14 protein-coding genes are annotated in these 14,807 nt (G+C 33.6%); 9 read left to right on the top strand and 5 right to left on the bottom strand.

Going from position 1 to position 14,807, the window contains the following annotated elements; genetic code table 11:
• Positions 1 to 2 precede the first annotated feature (2 nt).
• Positions 3 to 632 carry a GntR family transcriptional regulator gene (locus AACZ49_RS04745; protein ID WP_339652233.1) on the bottom strand — a complete coding sequence of 210 codons (630 nt, stop codon included), beginning with the start codon at positions 630 to 632 and terminating at the stop codon, positions 3 to 5.
• Between the two features lie 160 nt (positions 633 to 792).
• Between AACZ49_RS04745 and AACZ49_RS04740 the strand changes: the two genes are divergently transcribed.
• The 3 genes from AACZ49_RS04740 to AACZ49_RS04730 all read left to right on the top strand — a co-directional run bounded on the left by AACZ49_RS04740 (position 793) and on the right by AACZ49_RS04730 (position 4,374).
• Entirely contained in the window at positions 793 to 1,575 is a 783-nt protein-coding gene (locus tag AACZ49_RS04740; protein WP_339652232.1) for a hypothetical protein, read from the top strand.
• 1,388 nt (positions 1,576 to 2,963) lie between these two features.
• Positions 2,964 to 3,422, top strand: a complete 459-nt coding sequence (locus AACZ49_RS04735; protein ID WP_339652231.1) for a cold shock domain-containing protein — start codon at positions 2,964 to 2,966, stop codon at positions 3,420 to 3,422.
• 16 nt (positions 3,423 to 3,438) lie between these two features.
• Complete coding sequence (locus tag AACZ49_RS04730; RefSeq protein WP_339652230.1) at positions 3,439 to 4,374, top strand: EamA family transporter; 936 nt, start codon at positions 3,439 to 3,441, stop codon at positions 4,372 to 4,374.
• On the opposite strand, the gene AACZ49_RS04725 is transcribed toward AACZ49_RS04730, so the two are convergent.
• On the bottom strand, positions 4,367 to 4,951 hold the full coding sequence (locus AACZ49_RS04725) for a pseudouridine synthase (RefSeq protein ID WP_339652228.1): 585 nt from the start codon (positions 4,949 to 4,951) through the stop codon (positions 4,367 to 4,369). The genes AACZ49_RS04730 and AACZ49_RS04725 overlap by 8 nt on opposite strands.
• Positions 4,952 to 5,071: 120 nt before the next feature.
• Between AACZ49_RS04725 and AACZ49_RS04720 the strand changes: the two genes are divergently transcribed.
• The gene (locus tag AACZ49_RS04720) at positions 5,072 to 6,625 is read left to right on the top strand and encodes a DEAD/DEAH box helicase family protein (RefSeq protein WP_339652226.1); all 1,554 of its coding nucleotides are present in this window, start codon (positions 5,072 to 5,074) and stop codon (positions 6,623 to 6,625) included.
• Between the two features lie 147 nt (positions 6,626 to 6,772).
• Positions 6,773 to 8,020: an NAD(P)/FAD-dependent oxidoreductase gene (locus AACZ49_RS04715; protein WP_339652225.1), complete on the top strand. Its 1,248-nt coding sequence runs from the start codon at positions 6,773 to 6,775 to the stop codon at positions 8,018 to 8,020.
• 4 nt (positions 8,021 to 8,024) lie between these two features.
• Here the strand turns inward: AACZ49_RS04715 and AACZ49_RS04710 are convergent, their stop codons facing one another.
• Positions 8,025 to 10,196 carry a DUF5916 domain-containing protein gene (locus tag AACZ49_RS04710; protein ID WP_339652224.1) on the bottom strand — a complete coding sequence of 724 codons (2,172 nt, stop codon included), beginning with the start codon at positions 10,194 to 10,196 and terminating at the stop codon, positions 8,025 to 8,027.
• 191 nt (positions 10,197 to 10,387) lie between these two features.
• Here AACZ49_RS04710 and AACZ49_RS04705 point away from each other — a divergent pair, with 191 nt between their 5' ends.
• The 4 genes from AACZ49_RS04705 to AACZ49_RS04690 all read left to right on the top strand — a co-directional run bounded on the left by AACZ49_RS04705 (position 10,388) and on the right by AACZ49_RS04690 (position 13,094).
• Positions 10,388 to 10,963: a Crp/Fnr family transcriptional regulator gene (locus AACZ49_RS04705; protein WP_339652223.1), complete on the top strand. Its 576-nt coding sequence runs from the start codon at positions 10,388 to 10,390 to the stop codon at positions 10,961 to 10,963.
• Between the two features lie 257 nt (positions 10,964 to 11,220).
• Positions 11,221 to 11,346 (top strand): heme-binding protein, encoded by a 126-nt coding sequence (locus tag AACZ49_RS04700; protein ID WP_339652716.1) that lies wholly within the window; start codon positions 11,221 to 11,223, stop codon positions 11,344 to 11,346.
• Between the two features lie 154 nt (positions 11,347 to 11,500).
• Positions 11,501 to 12,601 (top strand): alkene reductase, encoded by a 1,101-nt coding sequence (locus AACZ49_RS04695; protein WP_339652221.1) that lies wholly within the window; start codon positions 11,501 to 11,503, stop codon positions 12,599 to 12,601.
• A 76-nt stretch (positions 12,602 to 12,677) separates the two neighbouring features.
• Positions 12,678 to 13,094: an OsmC family protein gene (locus AACZ49_RS04690; RefSeq protein ID WP_339652218.1), complete on the top strand. Its 417-nt coding sequence runs from the start codon at positions 12,678 to 12,680 to the stop codon at positions 13,092 to 13,094.
• 82 nt (positions 13,095 to 13,176) lie between these two features.
• Here AACZ49_RS04690 and AACZ49_RS04685 read toward each other — a convergent pair whose 3' ends face one another.
• The gene (locus AACZ49_RS04685) at positions 13,177 to 14,064 is read right to left on the bottom strand and encodes a type IX secretion system membrane protein PorP/SprF (RefSeq protein WP_339652216.1); all 888 of its coding nucleotides are present in this window, start codon (positions 14,062 to 14,064) and stop codon (positions 13,177 to 13,179) included.
• 23 nt (positions 14,065 to 14,087) lie between these two features.
• Positions 14,088 to 14,807 (bottom strand): gliding motility-associated C-terminal domain-containing protein (locus AACZ49_RS04680; RefSeq protein WP_339652213.1); only part of this gene is annotated, 720 nt, incomplete at its 5' end.

The following is a 14,807-nucleotide window of genomic DNA, read 5'->3' as shown; positions in this document are numbered from 1 at the left end:
ATTTATTCGGTAAGTTTCTTTTGAATATAATTTAAAATTAACATCCAATTCATTTTTAATAGGAGCGAAGCAGTTGGTACATTATCGTCTGCTATTGCAGAAATTATTGATTCATGCTGGTTGTCAGATTTATTATAGAATGAATCATCATTCGTAAAAGCTTTTTCATAAAAGAAAATACGTGTTTTTAAATCATTTAAAATTTGAAGGGCCAAATCATTTTCATACCCCTTGGTAAGCAACCTATGAAACTCTAAATCTGCTTGAATTCTGGTAATTGCGTCTTTCGCATTTTCAAAAATCTCTTGCTGTTTTCTTAAGTTAGCTAAATCTTCTTCGTTAAACTCAGAATTTTCAATAGCCATTACCTCTATATTGGCTACTAAACCATATAAATTTTCGGCTTCCTTAACGTCTAATTCAGGAATAATAAAACCTCTATTGGGTACGGCCTTTAAAATATGTGCTTGCTGTAACTGTGTTAATGCCTCTCTAATAGGTGTAACACTTATATTTAAATCTCTTGAAAGCGCAGCTAAATTAATGGTTTTGCCAGTTCTTAGATTTCCAGTGATCATTTCGGATAATAGATAATCACGTACTTGGTCCCTTAAATTTACCTTTATTAGCATAATCAAATATAATATATCGTATACGATAAAAACTTTAATTATAAATATTTTAGTATAAAATAGATATAATTATTGTCTTATGCTGTTGTTAAATTTATCAAGGTCAATACTTAAAAAGTCTTTTTTTCGTTTATAGGGCTCAACCCTATAAGCAGTTAATATGAATAATTTAAAATTGATTTTTAAAAAACTATGCTTTTTCTTACCAGTGCTTTTTATAGCATATAGTTGTAGTAATGATGAGCGCAATAATGAAGAAATTGTTTTTACACAAACGGAATTAAAAGCCATATTAGAAACCGATAATAAAACGGGCGGTGTTGATATTGCATTGTACAATTTATTTTCGAATCAAAATTCTAATGGAAAATCTACGAGTGAAGAATGCTATAGCGCTGTATATTCAGAAACTGGTTACACAGCAACGTTTAATAATTGCGTCTTAAACGGAACGGAAAACGTACATGGAACATTGACCGTTACGTATGACCTACAAGGAGAAGAGGGTGCGTTTACTGCAAGCTATGTTGATTTTTATGTTGGAGAAACTAAAATTAATGGTTCAAGGTCATATGTTTTTAGTACAAACACAGACCAAAATTCTATCACTTTTGAAGTTACAAGTGAAATGATGATAGAAATGGAGGACGGTTCTATCATATCTGATAGCGGAACCAAATCTACTACAATAACATTTGATGAAACATTTAGCTATAGTATCGATGGTACTTGGACAGTTGTTTATGAAGGAAACACCTATAATGTTACAATTAATTCTTCTTTGATCAGTGATATTAGCTGTAGCTATATTTCTAGTGGTGATATGAATGTATCAAAAAATGGACTTTCTATAAATGTTGATTTTGGAGATGGTAGTTGTGATGATGTAGCTATGCTAACATATCCAAATGGTGTAGAAGAAGAAATTAACCTTAAAGACTAATAAATTCAAAAAAATATAATTTAGATAGTAAAGAGAAAGGATAAGATTATTGAATCTTATCCTTTTTTATCAAGTATTAGAAACTTATAGTGTTGTTTCCTAATCCTAATCCTAATCCTAATCCTCTTTTTACTTACATAAATTTGCAGCAATATTTTGAGTTGCTATTAGGATGACGCCCAATTTTGTTTGTATTATGGTTTAATGCGTATAATTTCTTGCAGCTACCCATTGCACCCTCTTACTATTCTTGAAATTTGAAAAGAATGTATTTCTTCTTGATTCTGTCGGTGTATTTCTGATGAAAGTTCTCATGACGTTCGTTTTTATATCGGTGATTAGCCGAAAGATTAATGATTGTTTTTAATTGCTGTTTTAATGGGTATGGTTTCTAGAGGTTACCCATTGCACCCTCTTACTATTCTTGAAATTTGAAAAGAATGTATTTCTTCTTGATTCTGTCGGTGTATTTCTGATGAAAGTTCTCATGACGTTCGTTTTTATATCGGTGATTAGCCGAAAGATTAATGATTGTTTTTAATTGCTGTTTTAATGGGTATGGTTTCTAGAGGTTACCCATTGCACCCTCTTGCTATTCTTGAAATTTGAAAAGAAGGTATTTCTTCTTGATTCTGTCGGTGTATTACTTATGAAAGTTCTCATGACGTTCGTTTTTATATCGGTGATTAGCCGAAAGATTAATGATTGTTTTTAATTGCTGTTTTAATGGGTATGGTTTCTAGAGGTTACCCATTGCACCCTCTTGCTATTCTTGAAATTTGAAAAGAAGGTATTTCTTCTTGATTCTGTCAGTGTATTACTTATGAAAGTTCTCATAATATTTATTTTAATTGATGATTAATAATTTTCTTATACTAACTAGACGACGATAAATTCATTTTGTTACAGTACTATGTATTAAAAGGTACTATTTTTAACATATTTTATTCATAATTTAATAATAAATTATAAATAAGTAATTGATTAACAATTGATTATAAATTATTTAAAAATTTGAATTTTAACAGTTATATTTTAAAAATTAACAGCTTTGCACTAGTTATGATATGAAGTAGTAGAGAAATTGTGAAGCTAACAATACATAAAACAACATTATTTTCAACCTTACTATCAGTAGTATTCTTAAATATCTTTAAGGAATAAGAAATTTCTATCATTTCATTGATAGTTTGATACATTGATATACTACATATTCCGAATACAAATCTTATCTTTGTAAAACTTTTAAAGGGATGCAGATGATTCTTGCAATGACCTTACAACGAATGAAGTCATAGTTTGCTCAAGAAACCTACCATTCGTTATACACGTCACCACGTATTTCAGTTCCTTTACAGTAAAATAAAGTATTATCATTAAAATTTCGAATGGCAAAATCACAGCAGACATTTAATAAAACTGAAAAAGAAAAAAAACGCTTAAAGAAGCGTGAAGAAAAAAAGAAAAAAATGCTTGCCCGTAAAGCAGCAGTAAAAGAAAGTGGTACTTCTGGTATTCCACTTGCTTATGTTGATTACAACGGTAATTTGGTAGACACTCCACCAGATCCTTCTATGAAAGTCGAAGTTGATGCTGAAGATATTATTTTAGGTATTCCTAAAAAGGAAGAAGGAGATGTTGAAGAGTTTGATCCAGTAAGAAACGGTAAAGTTTCATTTTTCGATACTTCAAAAGGCTTCGGATTCATAATTGATTCTGAAAACAACGAAAAATACTTTGTTCATGTTAGTGGTCTTATAGATGAGATTATGGAAAATGACAAAGTAGCTTATGAGCTTGAAAAAGGCATGAAAGGAATGAACGCCGTTCGTGTTAAAAAAATATAGTATTTAAAGTTTTCCAATGGCAAAAATGCAACGCAATACCATTTTGGTCGTATTGTCTTTTTTTGCCATTTACTTCATTTGGGGATCTACATATCTATGGAATAAAATTGCTGTTAGCGAATTACCTGCCTTTATGTTGGCGGGTATTCGTTTTGTGGTAGCCGGTAGTTTAATTTTTATGATATCCAAAATTCTAGGACTTCCTTTAAAAATAACCAAAAAACAATTTAAAAATACATTTATCGCAGGGTTTTTGTTTCTAATCTTTGGTAATGGAGTAGTGGTTTGGGCATTAAATTATGTTGATAGTGGCTTTGCTGCACTAGAAGTGTCGGCACAACCATTAGTCGTTTTGTTAATGATGCGAGTGTTGCAAGGAATAAAAATACAGCCTATGTCTGTCATCGGTGTAATTTTAGGCATAACCGGTATTTTTCTTTTGGTAGGACAGCAGGAAATTATTGCTCAAGATGGAGCAATTTTAGGAATGGTCCTGATTTTTATATGCATGTTAAGCTGGTCTTACGGCAGCCTTTTTGTTGGTAAGGCTGATTTACCTGCTAATTTTTTTGTGAACACAGGATATCAAATGCTTTCAAGTGGCTTATCATTACTTCTGATAAGTACTTTATTAGGTGAAACCTGGTCATCGCCATACGAATGGAGTACTCCAGTACTTTGGTCGATGTTGTTATTAATTATTTTTGGCAGTATTGTAACCTTCACCGCATTCAATTACTTATTAAGAAATGTATCGCCAGAAAAGGTGGCTACATCTTCTTATGTAAATCCGATAATTGCGATGATCTTAGGGTGGTATTTTTTGAATGAAGCTGTTACATTACAATCAGCCATTGCTTCTGTGATCTTGTTAACCGGAGTTTATTTTATTAATACCAAAAAGAGACTAACCATATTTTCTCGTTTCTCAGGGAAAAGAATTCCTAAATAGATTCTAAATTTATAGATATTGGTGTTACATCACCAGGTATCATCTTTGCCAAATCAATTTTTCCAATACGTATTCGAACTAAGCGTAACGTTGGAAAACCCACTGCAGCGGTCATTTTTCTGATTTGCCTAAATTTCCCTTCCCTTATAGTAATACGTATCCAAGAGGTTGGTCTATGTCTTCCAATTCGTAAAGACGAATGAGCTTCTGGTAGTGTAGGTGTAATTTTTAATAACTGTACTTTGCATGGTTTGGTCAAATATTTTTTACCAAAAATTCCTATACACACTCCCTCAGAAAGCTGCTCTATTTCTTTAGAAGAAATCAATCCATCTAACTGTACTAAATATTCCTTTTCAATCCCAGAACTATTTATAGCATCACTTAATTTTCCATCTGTAGTCATCAATAAAAGACCTTCCGATTTTTCATCCAATCTACCTATTGGCATTATTCCTTCAGGAAAATCATAAAGCTGACTTAAAAATCGTTTTTTTCGTAATTGACGTTCTTCACCTGAGGTCATTTGACTCAAAAGACCGAAAGGTTTGTGAACTAAAAAATGGTAATGTTTCATTAAAATTTTATAATTGGTCTATAATCGCGTGCCAATGGTCGCAAAAGATACCATTTTTATCCTATGAATTAGTAATCTACTTGAGAGAATGCTACCTTTGCAAATTCCAGAAAAGATTTTATGCAAGAGACTGTTTTTGAATTACAGGATAGGAAGACCGATAAGGAACTATACAGCTACCAACAAGGTGCAATTCAACAAATTTTTGACAAGTTCGATTCAGAACGAGATGATTATCACCTTTTATACCAATTACCTACAGGTGGTGGAAAAACAGTAATTTTTTCTGAAATGGTACGGCAGTATTTAAAGAACCATAATAAAAAGGTTCTGGTAATGACACACCGTATTGAACTTTGCAACCAAACATCAAAGATGCTTACCAGTTTTGGAGTTGTAAATAAAGTAGTAAATAGTAAAGCCAATTTAGACGATCAAGAACGCTATAGTTGCTATGTAGCAATGGTAGAAACCTTAAATAATAGGTTAAATGATGGCCACCTAGATATTTCTGATGTCGGTCTCGTAATTATTGATGAGGCACACTACAACTCATTTACCAAATTATTTAAGTTTTTTGAAAATTCCTTTGTTTTAGGGGTAACGGCTACTCCGTTAAGTTCGAACAAAGATTTGCCAATGAACAAAAACTATGATGAGCTTATACCAGGGGAATCTATAGAGAATTTGATTGCTAATGATTTCTTGGCAAGGGCTGAAGTTTTTCAATATGACATGGGGCTAACATCATTAGAAATAGGCTCTAATGGTGACTATACCGTAAAATCATCGGCAGACTTATATACAAGTCCTGCAATGTTAAGTAAGCTGTTAGAAGCTTATACAAAGCACTCTAAGGGCAAAAAGACCTTAATTTTCAATAATGGTATTGAAACATCGGTTCAGGTGTATCATACATTTCAAGCAGCGGGTCTCCCGATTATGCACCTTGATAATACAGCGACCAAAAAACAACGTAAGCAAATATTAAAATGGTTTAAAGAAACCCCAGATGCCATTTTAACATCGGTTAGCATATTGACCACGGGTTTTGATGAACCTACCATAGATACGATAATACTTAATAGGGCAACAAAATCACTAACGCTTTATTATCAAATGATAGGTAGGGGTTCTAGGGTTTTGAACAATAAATCGAAATTTACTGTAATCGATTTAGGTAATAATAAATATCGTTTTGGACCATGGGGTGCCGATTTAGACTGGGGTGCCATCTTTAAGTCACCTAACTTCTACATGGATCGTATTCGTGATGATGAGGAAATTGAAAGTGATTTTATACTAGACTTATCCGACGAAGTAAAAGAGGAATTTAAAAATTCGAAGGAAACGTATTTTGATATTAAAGATACTTATGAAACCGCAACATTTGCTGGTGAATCGTCTAAAGTAGTTTTAGAAAGGTCTATTGCTCATCATGCTTATATATGTATTGAAAATAGCGAAGATGTTTATGATGCATTGGCATTGGCTAAATTACTAAAAGAGGATATCGATAACCGTATACATGTGTATGGTAAATGTATCAGTAAGAGCACTTATAATTTCTTAAGCTGGTTAAAAGATGATTATCAAAAGAAATTGAATGCTTATTTACGTGAAAACTTTGACTCTGTTTTTGAAGATATTCACGGGCATCCGCCAGAGGATTAAATAGAAAGGTTTTTAAATTTCATTAATTCTTTTGCAAAGGAGCGAAAAGTATTTATTGAGCTATCGGAAGTAACTATAAATTCTCCAGAATAGATTCCTAAAATAACTTAACGAAAAAAGCCATCTACTTTTCCTATTTTTATACGAATGGAAAAGAAGACTACTGAAATTGCAATAATCGGAGCCGGAATTAGCGGACTTATTACTGCTCTAAGGCTTGAGAAAGATGGATATTCACCAACCATTTACGAAAAAAAAGATAGGGTAGGAGGCCGAGTAAAAACGGATATTGTTGATGGCTATCAATTAGACCACGGATTTCAAGTGCTTTTGGATGCTTACCCAATGGCAAAAGAATATCTTGATTATAAATCTTTAGAACTTCAGGAATTATTACCAGGTGCACAAATTTTCAATAAAGATAAAAGCTCTGTTCTTGGGGATCCTTTGCGAAACTTGCGATTTTTATTACCTACTCTTTTTTCAACTATTGGGAATTTTTCAGACAAGTTGAAGATTTTAAAATTAAATATTGAATTAAAGAAGAAATCATTAAATGAGATTTTTAATGAAGATGAAATTACAACACTGGCTTACCTAAAAGAAAAAGGATTCTCAGAACAAATAATAGAACAGTTTTTTAGACCTTTTTTTTCGGGTATATTTTTAGAACCCAATTTAGATACCTCTTGTAGAATGTTTCAATTTGTCTACAAGATGTTTGGAACAGGAAATGCAGTTTTACCTAAAGCTGGTATTGAGGCGATTCCGAAGCAATTGGAACAGAAACTTAAACATACTACCATTAAATTTAAAACAGCAATTGAAAGTGTAACTGATAATGGTATAAAATTTACCGATGGACAGTTAATTCAGCCAGACTATGTGATTATTGCCACAGATGCTTCCCCATTAGTACCTAACTTACGAAAACAGCAGCTAGTTTGGCATTCATCCGATACGTTATACTTCACTACTAAGACCAGAAAAATTCAGAAACCCTTAATCGGTTTAATTTCAGATAAGGAGGCATTAATAAATAATATATTTTATCATAATTCTTTAGATACTAAACTTAGTGGAGCAGAAGAACTTTTATCTGTTACTGTAGTAAAAGAACATGAGTTAAGTGAGTACAAACTCATACAGAAGGTAAAAGAGGATCTAAAAATCTATTGCGATATAACTACCGAACGCTACTTAAAGCATTACCCTATTAAAATGGCTTTACCAAAGTTGAACGACCTTCGGTATAGTTTAATGCCTACTGAGACACGACTTACAGAGCGAATATTTTTAGCAGGTGATTATTTGCTCAATGGGTCTTTGAATGCTGCCATGATTTCTGGTGAAATGGCTGCTATTGGGGTAATTCAAACCATAGAAAAATCTTAGTATATTAATTATTTAACCAATAGGTGAATTTTAATGTTAAACCCCAATTGCGACTTTGATAAGGTTCTATGAAATAATTATTGGTATAGACGATAAACAAATCGGAAGCAGGAGTATAACGCCATTGAAAACGGGAGTTGATATTAAAATTATTGCTTTGTTCATTGTATTGTAATAAATTGGCAAAGAATAGCTTATTGGTAAATGTGATATCGGCCTCGGCACCTATCAACCAAAATTCATTCGTATTCCAAGGTGCAGGTAAATTAATATGATTGTAATTAAGATTAGCTTTTAAACTTACATAAGGCTGAAATCTATAACCGACTTCACCGGTTAAACTAGTTCTATTACCATCTTGATAATATCCTCCTAATCGACCTTCAAAGGAATAGGTTATTAAACTTTGAGGCTTTGAAAGATATTCCCAACCCAACGCATTCCAGTTGTGTTTACTACCTGTTGCTAAATTAGAAATGCCAAGCCCGCTAGGGTCGAATGGAGAAAGTAATTCTACATAATCATCCGATAAAAAAAACAGTAAACTGCTACGTTTTCTAAAATCAAATTTATAGGCCATATATGCCGTATGATCTGTCTCTCTTAATTGTTCGTTGAAGTAATAGAATCCGTTTATTTCTGGTCCGTGGCTAAGTATTGGTCCTGCTTTCGGGAAAAATAAATGACCAGCTTTTCCAGACAGGTTTTTATAACCTCTACGCCTTATAAAACCAACTTCAGCAGAATAATCATTACTTACCCATTCTTCTTGCAAGCGTAAATTCCATTTACGACTGGTATATGCTAAATGAGCACCTTGTGTAAATCCGCTGTCATCATCTGTAGGTGCAAAAGATTTGAGAAAAAATGCCTTACCGTTCCATGCATTATTTGCAGAGGCTAGATTGTATTCTATACCTAGGTTGCGATTATATTTAGAATAAATATCAGTTAAAGAATCATTTTCTTGTGGGTAATTAATAGATTGTTTGTTTACGAACATCATACCAATACTACTTCGCCCAAAAATTTTACGCTGTAGCGACATGACCGCAAAGTTTTGACTCGGTTGTCCAGACTCATCAATTGGGGCCGTTTGCATATCCATTACACCCAAACGCCATTTATCATTTAGGTTACCACTTATTCGAGCACCTGCTTGAATAGGTACATTTAGTCCGATTCTACGTGAGAAGAAAGGTCTTATGGTTTCATATCCAAAATTAGCGAACAAGTCGCCATTCTCTAAAAAGAACTGCCTACGTTCTGGGAAAAATAATTCGAAACGGTCAAGATTGGTTACTTGACGATCTACTTCAACTTGCGAAAAATCGGGATTTACGGTTAAATCAAGATTTAAGGAAGAGGTAAGACTAAACTTTACATCTCCTCCAATTTTTCCATTTGTTTTAGCGTAACCATCAATTTCTAAGTTTTTTTTAACGTCGCCTAGTACATAAGGAATAATAGAGAAATTTGTTCCTGGAGCAGGTGGTGGGGCATCCCATACCAAAGTACCCGAATAAGCGAGGGAAGCGGTTGGAAATTGACGAGGAACAGGCGTCCAACTAGATTTTTCGCTCGATTTTAAATCTAAACGGCTAAAATTTATTCCCCATTCTTTTACTCCCTCTTCATATCTTATGGATTTAAAAGGTACTGCCATTTCAAAAATCCATTTTTCGTCATCACGGGTAACTTTAGATATCCATTTACTGTCCCAATTCAAGTCTATTTTTGAACCATCATACATGGTACCGTCCCATTGTGCACCATATGCATTAGAACCAAATGAAAATCCAGTTGTTTGATTATTAAAAGGATCTAAGAATAGTAGGAAGTTGTCGTTCTTACCAAATGAAAAATCACGACGTAGAGACTCTACAAAATAGTTGGCTTTAGTTGCATTATAAAAGGTAGCTAAGAGGTATAAGTTATCATTATCATAAGTCATTTTTATGGTAGTAGGCTCAGTAGCTTTGCGATTATCCATAGGTAACACCATAAAAAAATCATTCGCTTCTTCGGCATCTTGCCATGCGATATCATTTCCTATGCCATCAATATTTATTGGCCCTGACGATTTTTTAATATGTAATCTATAGTTCTCATTCTTTTTTTGCGCATTTATGTTGGATATACATAAGAAAGTAACAAACAGGATGTAATATTTCAATTTTCTTTTAAGTTTAGTTTTACAGTACAACTTAGGTATTTCTTGGCATTTTCAAAGTAAGCTTACCTTTTTATTTTTATAAAATAAATTGAGTATTTGTTATATTCTTTAATACTTATGTTATAGGCATTAACCGTAAGTGTATTTTAAATTATATTGTGGTATTGCAAACTATGGTTATTATCGAATTCATGAAATCACCGGTCGAAACACATATTAAAAAATATATTTCAGTAACAGAATCAGAAATAAACCTATTTCAAAGCCTTTTAACCGAATTAACGGTTAAAGCAAAAAAGTATCTTGTAAAGCCAGGCATCCAATTAAAACATTGCTATTTTGTAAACAAAGGTTGCTTGAAAGCCTATTATTTGGACAAAAAAGGCAACAAACATGTTATACAGTTTGCTATAGAAAATTGGTGGGTAAGTGATTTCGAAGCGTTCTATCACAATCTAGATATCAAATTATATATAGAGGCCATTGAAGACTCTACATTGCTAGCTATTAATCAAGAAAATTTAGAAATTCTATTTACAAAAGCTCCTGCTTTTGAACGCTATTTTAGAATTTTATTAACGAATGCATTTATAGGCCAACGAAAACGTGTATTCTCCTCATTGGAAAAAAACACTAAAGAACGGTATTTAGAATTTTGCGCTTCTTATCCAAATATAGAGAATAGGGTTCAAAATTATCATATTGCCAACTATTTGGGTGTTTCTGCAGAAAGTTTAAGCCGTATTCGTAGTTCTTTAAAATGTTAGTATTTTCTTAATTGACATAGGTCAACCTAATTTACATTTCTTACAAATACTTTTGAAGTCATTGCTTTTCATCGAATAGAATCGCAAAATTGAAAATACAAAGTAACACTTAGAAATGAACATTACATTAGAACAAGCTCAAAAAGCTATTGAAAAAGCAAAAACAGCACGTTATTAAGATATGCCTACTGGCAGTATAGAAGGACTATCACAACCAGGCGGACCATTATTTAACAGAACATTCTAATGGAGGCCTAATTACGTTTCCTGGTGGCATATCTATAAAAGATGCTAAGGGTACAATTATAGGTGCAATAGTCGTTAGTGGAAGTAGTGTAGAAAATGACCACATTGTAGCAGTTGCTGGGACAGAAGAAGAATAAACACTAATTATTAATTATAATAGGGTATCATGCAATTAAATCTGTATGATACCTTTTCGCATTTATAACAATGTTTTAACGAGATGAGTTAATTATTGAGCATTAAATGTTTGAACTTTGTAATGAATATCAAAACAATTTATTACTACTTAATATGCGAAAACAAGCTTTATTAACTCCGTTTCATAAAAATTTGCAATTAAAAAACCGTGTCGTTATGGCTCCGATGACTCGAAGTCGTGCCGCGAATGCAGAGAATAGACCAGTTAAGGAATTGCATGTTGAATACTATAAGCAAAGAGCTTCGGCAGGATTAATAATTACAGAAGGTTCGCAAGTATCTAAAGATGCTGTTGGTTATGTGAATACACCTGGTATTTATTCGAAAGCCCAAGTTGAAGGTTGGAAAAAAGTTACTGAAGCGGTTCATAATGAAGGTGGTAAGATTTTTATTCAATTATGGCACGTAGGGCGAATGTCGCATCCCGATTTTCATAATGGGGAATTGCCATTAGCTCCCTCGGCCATTAATCCTAATGCACAATCATATACTCCAGAGGGGTTTAAAGAAACAGTGATTCCGAAAGAAATGACAAAGGAGGATATTGAACAAACGATTGAAGATTTTGTTCAAGCAGCTAAAAATGCTATAGAAGCTGGCTTTGATGGTGTTGAAATACATTCATCTAATGGATATTTGTTTCATCAATTTTTCAATGGTACTTCAAATATCAGAACAGATGAGTACGGTGGCAGTATAGAAGATAGAACTCGTTTCTTTTTTGAAGTTTTAGAAGCCATAAAAAAAGTCGTTCCACAAGAAAAAATAGGAGTACGATTCAATCCTTCATTGCATGGTCTTTTTGGGATTACCATGGATGAAGAAACAATTCCTACATTTGAGCACATTATTAAAAAGTTAAATGACTATAATTTAGCTTATGTGCATTTATCTGAACCTTTTACCGATGTATCTGAAATTTCTTTTGCAGTAAAACATATTGCAAAACACTTTAGACCCTTATATAATGGTACATTGATAATTAATGGAGGATTTGACCAAAAATCAGGTAATAAAGTTATTGAAGCTGGTGATGCAGATTTAGTAGCTTTTGGTAAACCGTTTATCTCAAATCCTGATTTAGTAAAGCGATTTGAACATGATTATGAATTAGCACAGTGGGATAATGATACGTTTTACACGCCAGGTAAAGAGGGTTATATTGATTATCCAAGATATATCGAGAAAGAATAGTTTACTTAAAGATAGAAACATAATTAAACATTTTAATAGTCAGGTTTTACTATATTAATCTTAAATAAGAAAACATATGAATTTTACAAGAAGCGCTAAAGCACAATGGAAGGGTAATGGAAAAAACGGTAAAGGAACAATGTCAACCGAGAGTACCGTTTTACAAGATGCTCAATATTCCTATAATACAAGATTTGAAGATGGAAAAGGTACAAACCCAGAGGAATTAATCGGCGCAGCACATGCCGGTTGTTTTTCAATGCAACTTAGTTTTTTACTTGGAGAAGCAGGTTTTACACCTACAACTTTAGATGTAGATGCAAAGGTTGATTTTAAAGATGGAGAAATCGTTAAAGTTACTTTAGATTTAAAAGGAAATGTACCAAACATTAAGGCTGATGAATTCAATAAAATTGCTCAAAAAGCAAAAGAAGTTTGTCCAGTTTCTAAATTACTGAAAGCTGAAATCGTGTTGATTGCTAGTCTTTCGTAAATTTAAAATGAAGAGTATGAATATAAAAAAAGCAGCCTATAGACTGCTTTTTTTATATTCATACTTATTTTTTTCTTTTACGTTATAATTCCAACTTTAACATAATCTCGTGTGTGCCGTTATTGGTATTAGCTAAAGAAGACTGCTTAGAAACCTCATAAGCGTAGCCTACTTTCATCCCTTTGCTCAAATCAAAGATAAACAAACCTGAAAAGCCTTCATTTATGCGATAGGAAGACCCAAACTCTAATAAGCTATTATAATTTAGGGTCAAGGTAAGGTCTACCGATAAAGGAGCACTTTCAACATGCCTAATTAAGGTAGCGGGCTTTAAAACTAAATTATCATTAATTTCTATGTCATATACTCCCATGAGGTACATATGCATTTTGTTTCTACCTAATTTGGCTGTGGCGCCGTCCTGTTCCAATCGTTCTGGTTTTAAAATCCTTGGGGCCGAAAAGGAAAGTGACAACTTCTTGGCCTGCAAATAAACCCCTATGCCTATATTGGGCGTGACGCCCCCGTTAAGATTCATCAATGAAAGATCTGATTCTATACCAAAGGTCATTAACCCATCTGTATTTGCATTATAGGAATTACCTGAGGCCTTTAGTCCCAAATAGATATTCGTATCATCGTCCCATTTTAAATGGTAAGAAAAATCTAGGGCGACTGAAGTTTGGTTCTCTATGAAGGTCTTGTCGTTAATAATGCTAATCCCAAGTCCTACATTCTTTCCGAAATAGGTGCTTGCCATAAAACTCTGGGTTTCTGGTGCACCAACAACACCCGACCACTGGCTACGAATATTGGCGCCAAATTCCGTTCTTGATTCTGCTCCCGCATGGGCAGGGTTAATAAAGTTCATATTATACCTATAGAAGGTATAGGCTGGGTCCTGTTGTGCTGCCAATGTACCTGAAATAAACAGTAAGAGCATAACAGTATATAAATGTAATTTATTCATGTTTTTATGGGTTAAATGGTTGATTAGTAATTGATGAATATCCATCCGTTCACAGGAGCCTTGCCATTACCTAGGTTTATTACAAAGTAATAAGATCCTTGGGGTAGTTTTTCTGAGCGAGACTTAAATGTGCCGTCCCAATCATTCTTATAGTTGATCGTCTTGAAAACCTCATGGCCTGATTTATTGTAAACAGTAATTACGGCAGTTGGATGATTTTCGATACCCATAATTATCCATGAATCATTTATATTATCGCCATTTGGGGTAATGGCTTGGGCACAAACAATGGATTCTTCTTCTTCTTCTTCTTCTTCTTCTTCTTCTTCTTCTTCTTCTTCTTCTTCTTCCTCTATTTCATAATCATTGTCGGCGCAATCTGGTATTGAATCATTATCGGCATCCGGTGAGGTAGAAGACGCTTCCAATGGGTCGGACCCACAGTCTATTTCGTTTTCATCACTTTGGCCATCAGCATCATCATCGGTATCATCATTATCGCCTGTGCCGTCATTGTCGGTATCGGTATCCTCTGTCGGGTCCAATGGGAAGGCATCTGCCGTATCCAATGTTCCATCATTGTCATCATCGGTATCGCCATTATCGCCTGTGCCGTCATCATCGGTATCGGTATCCTCTGTCGGGTCCAATGGGAAAACATCCGCCGTATCCAATGTTCCATCATTGTCATCATCGGTATCGGCATTATCGCCTGTGCCGTCATTGTCGGTATCGGTATCCTC

This window comes from uncultured Maribacter sp. (genome assembly GCF_963975365.1).
In the GTDB taxonomy this organism is placed as follows: domain Bacteria; phylum Bacteroidota; class Bacteroidia; order Flavobacteriales; family Flavobacteriaceae; genus Maribacter.
This window is presented reverse-complemented; position numbering and strand designations above follow the sequence as displayed.

Excerpts from the sequence above, each read along its gene's own strand:
- AACZ49_RS04720 (WP_339652226.1), top strand. The coding sequence starts at position 5,072 with ATGCAAGAGACTGTTTTTGAATTACAGGATAGGAAGACCGATAAGGAA.
- AACZ49_RS04685 (WP_339652216.1), bottom strand. The coding sequence starts at position 14,064 with ATGAATAAATTACATTTATATACTGTTATGCTCTTACTGTTTATTTCA.
- AACZ49_RS04730 (WP_339652230.1), top strand. The coding sequence starts at position 3,439 with ATGGCAAAAATGCAACGCAATACCATTTTGGTCGTATTGTCTTTTTTT.
- AACZ49_RS04690 (WP_339652218.1), top strand. The coding sequence starts at position 12,678 with ATGAATTTTACAAGAAGCGCTAAAGCACAATGGAAGGGTAATGGAAAA.
- AACZ49_RS04740 (WP_339652232.1), top strand. The coding sequence starts at position 793 with ATGAATAATTTAAAATTGATTTTTAAAAAACTATGCTTTTTCTTACCA.
- AACZ49_RS04715 (WP_339652225.1), top strand. The coding sequence starts at position 6,773 with ATGGAAAAGAAGACTACTGAAATTGCAATAATCGGAGCCGGAATTAGC.
- AACZ49_RS04705 (WP_339652223.1), top strand. The coding sequence starts at position 10,388 with ATGAAATCACCGGTCGAAACACATATTAAAAAATATATTTCAGTAACA.
- AACZ49_RS04695 (WP_339652221.1), top strand. The coding sequence starts at position 11,501 with ATGCGAAAACAAGCTTTATTAACTCCGTTTCATAAAAATTTGCAATTA.
- AACZ49_RS04735 (WP_339652231.1), top strand. The coding sequence starts at position 2,964 with ATGGCAAAATCACAGCAGACATTTAATAAAACTGAAAAAGAAAAAAAA.
- AACZ49_RS04725 (WP_339652228.1), bottom strand. The coding sequence starts at position 4,951 with ATGAAACATTACCATTTTTTAGTTCACAAACCTTTCGGTCTTTTGAGT.
- AACZ49_RS04745 (WP_339652233.1), bottom strand. The coding sequence starts at position 632 with ATGCTAATAAAGGTAAATTTAAGGGACCAAGTACGTGATTATCTATTA.